This window comes from Geitlerinema sp. CS-897 (genome assembly GCF_028368005.1).
Classification (GTDB): Bacteria; Cyanobacteriota; Cyanobacteriia; order Cyanobacteriales; family Geitlerinemataceae; genus Baaleninema; species Baaleninema simplex.
Genome location: NZ_JAQNCQ010000325.1, coordinates 1 through 6386 on the forward strand (window position 1 = coordinate 1; position 6386 = coordinate 6386).

The following is a 6386-nucleotide window of genomic DNA, read 5'->3' on the forward strand; positions in this document are numbered from 1 at the left end:
AATCTTGTCACCGGATGCGGTAAAAAAAGCAGTAGATTTACTCAACGATCGTCCTCGAAAATCTCTTGACTATCGAACCCCTTCTGAGGTATTTTATAGTCAGGGATCGGAGACCGTTGCATTTCAAACTTGAATTGGCGCATCTATTTGTTTTTAAGTCATCAAAAAAGTTTTTCAAAAACAGCATATTTTACAGCATTTATTTTGATAATAGATTCTTTGTTTTTGTTTTTTAGAGCGATCGTTATTCCTTTTTTCGATGTTCGGCATTTATTTCATTCTAATGTTGTTAATGTTACTACATTTTTTTTGATGTTCGTGACCGATCACTTACGAAATTCTGGTTTTATGATGATGGTTATTCAGCGTTTGTACGGAGATTTAGAAAGTCGCGCAAACCTTGATTTTTTAACACAAACCTTCAACCGAAGAGCTATGAACAGCTATTTAAGTCAAGAAGAAGAGCGCTTTATTCAAGACGATACAATTTTTTCTTTAATTTTATTGGATATCGATCGCTTCAAGCAAATTAACGATACTTACGGACATGATAGTGGGGATATTGTCCTCAAACATATTTCAAAATTACTCGAATGTCATTTGAGAGAAGGAGATTTCTTGAGCCGTTGGGGTGGAGAAGAGTTTTTAATCCTCTTACCCAATACAGATTGTCAAAACGCCTTTGCGATCGCCGAACGACTCAGGCAATGCGTGGCCAACAATCCTTCAGCAAATGGCACGATCGCTCATACAATTAGTTTAGGAGTGGGAACGTTTCGGCAACACGCTCAAACGGTTAAGGATTTAATAATTGCAGTTGACAAAGCCTTGTATCGTGCAAAAAAAATGGGACGAAACAAGGCTGTAATTGCCATTACGGCCAGCACTTCAAACGCTAATATGAAAGATGATGTTAATGATAATATGAGTTGTGCAGATTAGTCACATAGGTCAAACTAACTTAAGGCGAATCTAATGGACGATCGTAGGATTTTTGAAACGGGATTGTTTGAAGGACTTCCCCCGGAACACGTAGAATGGATGGCTAAAATCGCTCGACCTCAGAAGTATCGCAAAGGCGAACCGATTTTTTTCGAGGGAGACGAGTGCAAAGGCTTTTTTATCGTAAAATCGGGACGAGTCAAGGTGTTCAAAACTTCTCCCGACGGGAAAGAGCAGATTTTACACTGGTTTGAGGATGGGGAACGCTTTGCAGAAGTTCCAGCCTTCGATGGCGGAGACTACCCCGCCTCGGCGTCTGCGGTGGAAAAAACGGAACTGCTGTTTTTCCCCAAAGATTCGATCGTCGAGTTGGTTCAAAAGCATCCCACGTTGGCGTTGAACTTGCTGGCGGCGTTGTCGCGACATTTACGCCGTTTCGCCAAACTCATCGACAATCTGTCGTTTAAGGAAGTCCCCAGTCGCTTGGCGGCGTATTTGTTGAAGTTGAGCGATCGCTCGGACAACGCCGATGTGGTGAAATTAGACGTGACGAAAGGTCAGTTGGCGGCGTTTTTGGGGACGATTCCCGAAACCCTCTCGCGAGCTTTTGCGAAACTAGCTCAAGAAGACATTATCGCTGTTGAAGGTGCCGAAGTCACGTTGCGCGATCGCTCCCGTTTGGAACGGTTGGCGTCGGGAGAAAAGCCGAGCTGAAGGTTATATAGCAGTTCCAAATGAGTCGTCAAAACTTAAAACATCAGAAAAGTTCCCGATTCCCCGTTCCCGATTCCCGATTCCCTGTTCCCTTTTTGTCCCGATTTTGTCAAACAACTGACTTAGAGTTGCTATGGAAGTGCGATCGCAAAAATCGACTTCGGTAATCGACCGCGAACGCCTTTACGGGGACGGTTCACCGCTTGAACGATTTGGAAATCCACCGCCAAACTGCACAAAACATAGGCGTCGTCGGGACTCAATCCGAGAAATCGTTCCAAAATGGCGATCGCTTGCGTCACGGCGTCTTCTAACGCTTTATCGAGGGTTTCGCCAAACCCCATCACCACCCACTCCTCCGGCGTTTCCGCCAGCGGTGCAGTCAGAGACAAGTTACGGTGTAAATGCAGTTCGATCTCCCCTCGCATCGAGGTTTCGATCGCCGTCACGTTCACTTCTCCATCTCCCTGGGCCCCATGTCCGTCGCCGATGGAGAACATCGCCTCGGGAACGAAGACGGGAAGAAACAGTCGCGAACCCGCTTGTAAGAGTTTGTCGTCGATATTTCCCCCATACTCCCCAGGAGGAATCGAGGAACGTACTGTGTCTGTGGCGACGCCGAGAATTCCGAAAAACGGTGTCAGGGGAATTTGGATGTTGGAATCTCGGGGAAATTCAGCGGTTCGGCGTTCTAAATCCAACTCCACGAAGTCCACTCGCGACTGACTGAAGCGTTCGGGAAGAACTCCCCAAGTTCGACGAACGGCGTTAAATCCCACTCGAAGACTCGGTTCGATGGCGTTGAGACGAACTTCGAGAACGTCTCCCGGTTTTGCACCCCGAACGGCGACGGGCCCCGTGAGGAGATGAGAACCGCTGCTGACGATGCGATTTTGGGGGAGATTTTTGCGAATTTCGGCGAGTTCGGGAGGAACGAACGCCTCGGGAGCATTATCGCACAGGTAAAATCCGGTGTAGGTTTCGACGGCGATCGCGTCGCCAGATTCGACGGTTAAGGCGGGGGGAAGATGGGGTGAAAATCCCCCCACGTGAACGGTTTCACAGGTGGCGTTGAGGTGATGTTTTGCCATTGTTTTAATAAATGGTCATGTAGCTGCGATCGGGCCCCGTCGGAAGTCGTATTAACTGCTGTTTTTGTAAGTCCAGTTCGATTCCCAAGGCTTCGAGGGGAATGACGCCGAGTAAGGGATCGCGTCCGCCGGGAAGTTCTAAACAGTCGAAGGTTCCTTCTCGTCCGAGAACTGAAATTTTCGCATCTTGAAAAATACGAGCAGTTTCGAGTCCGGTTGCGGTTTGAACGGCGACTTCTCGGAGAAGTTTTAAACCCAAGGCGGCGATCGCATCAGGAGGTAAACAGAGGGTCGTTGCACCGGTATCGACTAAGACGTCGTTTAAGGTTATCGCTCTCACTCGATCTTCAGGAATTAAGCCATCCTCTGCTTTACCTTGGTCGAGACGATTGACAATTGTTACAGTTGTGGTAACTTGCCCCATTGTTCCTCGATCTAGAATTCTAATCATTTTAACCTCTTTGGAGAATTTTTTGCTGAAAATCTGCGATTTTATTTTAGATTTCTCTCCAATCGTCGATCGCACCGATTTGTTCTAGAGTATGTTCGTATTTTTCTAGTTTTTCCTGCTCTCGATAAAGTCTTGCAGCCCTTTCAAAGTCTGCGATCGCTCGTTCGCGTTCTTGAAATTCGTTATTTAAAATTGCGCCGCGATTGAAATACGCATCGGCGTAAGTGTCGTCGAGTTCTATGGCTGTTGTAAAATCCGATAAGGCTTCTCTAAATTTATTGAATTCAGCATAAGCTGTACCGCGATTGAAATAAGTAAGAGCATCACCAGAATCGAGAGCGATCGCTCGAGTATACGCCTCGATCGCTCCTTGTAAATCTCCCATTTTTGAACGAACTAACCCTAAGCCAAAATAAGCGTTAAAATTCGCACTGTCGAGTTGTAATGTTCGATTGTAATCGGCGATCGCTCCCGAATTGTTTCCCAACTCTCGTTGAATATCGCCGCGAATTAGATAAGCTTCAAAATAGTTAGAGTCGAGTTGAATCGCTTCGGTCAGATCGACTAAGGCTTCGAGAGATTCGTCGCGATGCTCGTGGCGAATTAAGCCACGATAAACGTAAGGAACGGGATCTTCGGAATTGAGAGCGATCGCTTGTGAGAAATCGGAAAACGCCGCCTCGATATCTCCCTGCTGATACAAAACAAATCCTCGATAGACATAGGCTTCTGCATAAGTGGGATCTCGGCGAATCGCGGCGGTAAAAGCCTCGATCGCCTCGAGAAAATTTCCCTGTTGGTGATGTTGGCTTCCTCGCAGGTAGTCTTCGACGGTGTCGGTGAGAGACACATCGCTGGCGACGACGAGATTTGTCAACACCAAACTACTGAGGAAAATGAGATTCCCGAAGTATCGTTTCATGGGAGCGATCGCAGGTGGTTTTGCTTCGATGGTAGATCGTCGCGATCGCCTCCTGGGAGGTTTCCCGAGACTCGCACAACTCCAAAATCCACAAAACCCCGGCTTCATCAGAGAAACCGGGGGTCTTCCCTCGAAATCTAAAAACAATCTAAAGTTGAAGGCGAGATTTAATTGGCGTTCGCCGTCGCTCCATCGACCGGCATCGCTTGATTATAGTAAATAACCTGAGTCGGATAAGCAATATCGATATTGCGGGCGTCGAAGGTGCGTTTGATCTCGAAATTCATCTGCTGCTGGGCGTCCATATATTGGTTGTAATCGCTGCTATCGACGTAGTAGACGACTTCGTAGTTGAGGCTGAAATCTCCGTAGGACAAGAAGTGTGCGCGATCGAAGGTCACGTTTTCGGTGGCTTCGACGATCGTTTGAAGAAGCGTCGGGATTTCCTCGAGTTTGTCGAGTCCCGTTTCGTAAGTCACGCCGAGGTTGAAGACGATGCGTCGCGTTTGCATATGTTTGTAGTTGCGAATCCGCGATCCGGTCAGATCGGTATTGGAGAGAACTAGCCGTTCGCCGCTCAAACTCTTCATATGTGTGGTTTTGATCCCCACGTGTTCGACAGTTCCCACGAAGTCACCCACGACGATGAAGTCGCCGATCTCGAAGGGGCGATCGAGCAAAATGGAGAAGTAGCTAAACAGATCTTGCAACAACCCTTGGGAGGCTAAGGCGACAGCGATCCCCCCAATTCCCAAACTCGCGACCACTGCGGACACATCAAATTGCAGGTTGTCGAGGAGGAAAATCAGTCCGATCGCCCAGACGACAACGCGAATTGCAGGGAGAAGCGAGCTGAGAGTTGGCTCGATATTCGGGTTGTTTGCCCCGATCCCATATAGGATTAAGACGTATTCAATGAGGGCGACGATCGCTCGAATGACGATAATCGTAAACAGAATCGTACAAACGACATCGACGGCGCGATCGAGAATTGGATGTAAATTGAGGTTGGCGATCGCTAAATAAAATACGCCGAGGTAGAGAACGGGAACTAACGCTCTTTCGACAATTTTAAGGAAAGAATTATCGAGATCGCTGGCAGTTTGTTGAACCCATTTCCTCAAACTTTTAATAACGAGCGATCGCACGATTTGAACGACGATAAATCCGAGGACGACAATTCCGACGGCAATGAGATAATCGGAAACTTGATTTCCTAGAAATTGCAGTTGAAAGAATTTGTCTGGCATAGTGACTTTTTCTTGAATGTCATGAAATTTTAACACTGAAGACTTGCGAACGCAGAGCGATCGATGTCTTTCGCTAGGCTAAAACCCATATCCAGCCTAGATTCTAGCGTTGTCGAATCGCGATCGCATACAATGCGAATACATTGTTAGTACATAATATACATGATGTATGATATAGTAGAAAGAGCCATTCGGTTAAAAGTCAAGTAAAAGACGAAAAACCATGACTACGACAAAAGATCGGAAACTGACATCTACGTTGTCAATCCAAGGCACGCCGGTCGAATTTACAGAGAAACCTCACACTGTGAAAATCAAGCACTATCTCACCGCAGCAGTTGACTTATTTTTTGACGTTTTAGTTCAAATCGAACGGAATTTAGAAATCACTTGATCGCGTTGTCTATGGCGTGTACGCTTCGTTCTCGACGTCACGCAACGTTTGAACCTATCTCTGAACACGAATACTGACGCCGGTTCGATCGCATTGCTCGATCGCGATCGACCTCCCTCGTTCGCATCTCAATTGAAAACAGATGAATGTGAGCGATCGTTCCGATACCTCTGACCCCGTCGCTTTTGCCGACATTGCGGGGGCGGCCGAACGATTAAACGGCATCGCCCACCGCACCCCCGTCTTCACCTCTCGAACGGTAGACAGACGAGTCGGCGCTCGCGTTTTCTTCAAATGCGAGAACTTCCAGCGCACGGGGTCTTTTAAATTTCGCGGGGCGTACAACGCCCTATCAAGAACAGCTCAGTACTGAGCGCCATAATCTCTGATTTGGCTGGTGGTGTAGGGCGCGTGGATTGAGCGGCTCGATGCCGCGAAAATTCACAATCTACACAACTTTTTGTTATAGTGTAGGTATGCTGAACCTGACGTGGGAATTCAAACTCGAACCGACTGCCGAACAAGTTTCAGAGATCGAACACATTCTTGATGTGTGCCGCCATGTCTGGAACTTTGCGCTGCGGGAACGCAAAGACTGGCTAAAGTCTCGCAAGTCTCCTGT

General features: G+C 47.3%; 8 protein-coding genes and 2 pseudogenes. 6 read left to right on the forward strand and 4 right to left on the reverse strand.

Annotated features, from left to right (window positions below):
• The 3 genes and pseudogenes from POG22_RS20890 to POG22_RS20900 all read left to right on the forward strand — a co-directional run.
• A pseudogene (locus tag POG22_RS20890) lies at nucleotides 1–133 on the forward strand (IS30 family transposase); the annotation flags it as partial.
• Complete coding sequence (locus tag POG22_RS20895) at nucleotides 130–942, forward strand: GGDEF domain-containing protein (RefSeq protein WP_498907007.1); 813 nt, start codon at nucleotides 130–132, stop codon at nucleotides 940–942. The pseudogene POG22_RS20890 and the gene POG22_RS20895, both read left to right, overlap by 4 nt.
• A gap of 33 nt (nucleotides 943–975) precedes the next feature.
• Nucleotides 976–1656: a Crp/Fnr family transcriptional regulator gene (locus POG22_RS20900; RefSeq protein WP_498907008.1), complete on the forward strand. Its 681-nt coding sequence runs from the start codon at nucleotides 976–978 to the stop codon at nucleotides 1654–1656.
• A 131-nt stretch (nucleotides 1657–1787) separates the two neighbouring features.
• Here the strand turns inward: POG22_RS20900 and POG22_RS20905 are convergent, their stop codons facing one another.
• The 4 genes from POG22_RS20905 to POG22_RS20920 form a co-directional block, all read right to left on the reverse strand.
• Nucleotides 1788–2747: an acetamidase/formamidase family protein gene (locus POG22_RS20905; RefSeq protein WP_498907009.1), complete on the reverse strand. Its 960-nt coding sequence runs from the start codon at nucleotides 2745–2747 to the stop codon at nucleotides 1788–1790.
• Between the two features lie 4 nt (nucleotides 2748–2751).
• Nucleotides 2752–3171: an aspartyl protease family protein gene (locus tag POG22_RS20910; RefSeq protein WP_017658705.1), complete on the reverse strand. Its 420-nt coding sequence runs from the start codon at nucleotides 3169–3171 to the stop codon at nucleotides 2752–2754.
• A gap of 73 nt (nucleotides 3172–3244) precedes the next feature.
• Nucleotides 3245–4120, reverse strand: a complete 876-nt coding sequence (locus POG22_RS20915; protein WP_498907010.1) for a tetratricopeptide repeat protein — start codon at nucleotides 4118–4120, stop codon at nucleotides 3245–3247.
• 167 nt (nucleotides 4121–4287) lie between these two features.
• Nucleotides 4288–5370 (reverse strand): mechanosensitive ion channel family protein, encoded by a 1083-nt coding sequence (locus POG22_RS20920; protein ID WP_498907011.1) that lies wholly within the window; start codon nucleotides 5368–5370, stop codon nucleotides 4288–4290.
• A gap of 223 nt (nucleotides 5371–5593) precedes the next feature.
• Here POG22_RS20920 and POG22_RS20925 point away from each other — a divergent pair, with 223 nt between their 5' ends.
• From POG22_RS20925 to POG22_RS20935, 3 genes and pseudogenes are all read left to right on the forward strand, one after another.
• Entirely contained in the window at nucleotides 5594–5764 is a 171-nt protein-coding gene (locus POG22_RS20925; protein WP_158413141.1) for a hypothetical protein, read from the forward strand.
• Between the two features lie 142 nt (nucleotides 5765–5906).
• Nucleotides 5907–6122: pseudogene (locus POG22_RS20930) on the forward strand (pyridoxal-phosphate dependent enzyme); the annotation flags it as partial.
• Between the two features lie 118 nt (nucleotides 6123–6240).
• Nucleotides 6241–6386: helix-turn-helix domain-containing protein (locus POG22_RS20935; protein ID WP_498907012.1), on the forward strand; the 146-nt coding region annotated here is incomplete at its 3' end.

What these genes read in the sequence shown, in the direction of transcription:
- POG22_RS20900 (WP_498907008.1), top strand. Translation starts at nt 976, where the DNA reads ATGGACGATCGTAGGATTTTTGAAACGGGATTGTTTGAAGGACTTCCC.
- POG22_RS20905 (WP_498907009.1), bottom strand. Translation starts at nt 2,747, where the DNA reads ATGGCAAAACATCACCTCAACGCCACCTGTGAAACCGTTCACGTGGGG.
- POG22_RS20910 (WP_017658705.1), bottom strand. Translation starts at nt 3,171, where the DNA reads ATGGGGCAAGTTACCACAACTGTAACAATTGTCAATCGTCTCGACCAA.
- POG22_RS20915 (WP_498907010.1), bottom strand. Translation starts at nt 4,120, where the DNA reads ATGAAACGATACTTCGGGAATCTCATTTTCCTCAGTAGTTTGGTGTTG.
- POG22_RS20920 (WP_498907011.1), bottom strand. Translation starts at nt 5,370, where the DNA reads ATGCCAGACAAATTCTTTCAACTGCAATTTCTAGGAAATCAAGTTTCC.
- POG22_RS20925 (WP_158413141.1), top strand. Translation starts at nt 5,594, where the DNA reads ATGACTACGACAAAAGATCGGAAACTGACATCTACGTTGTCAATCCAA.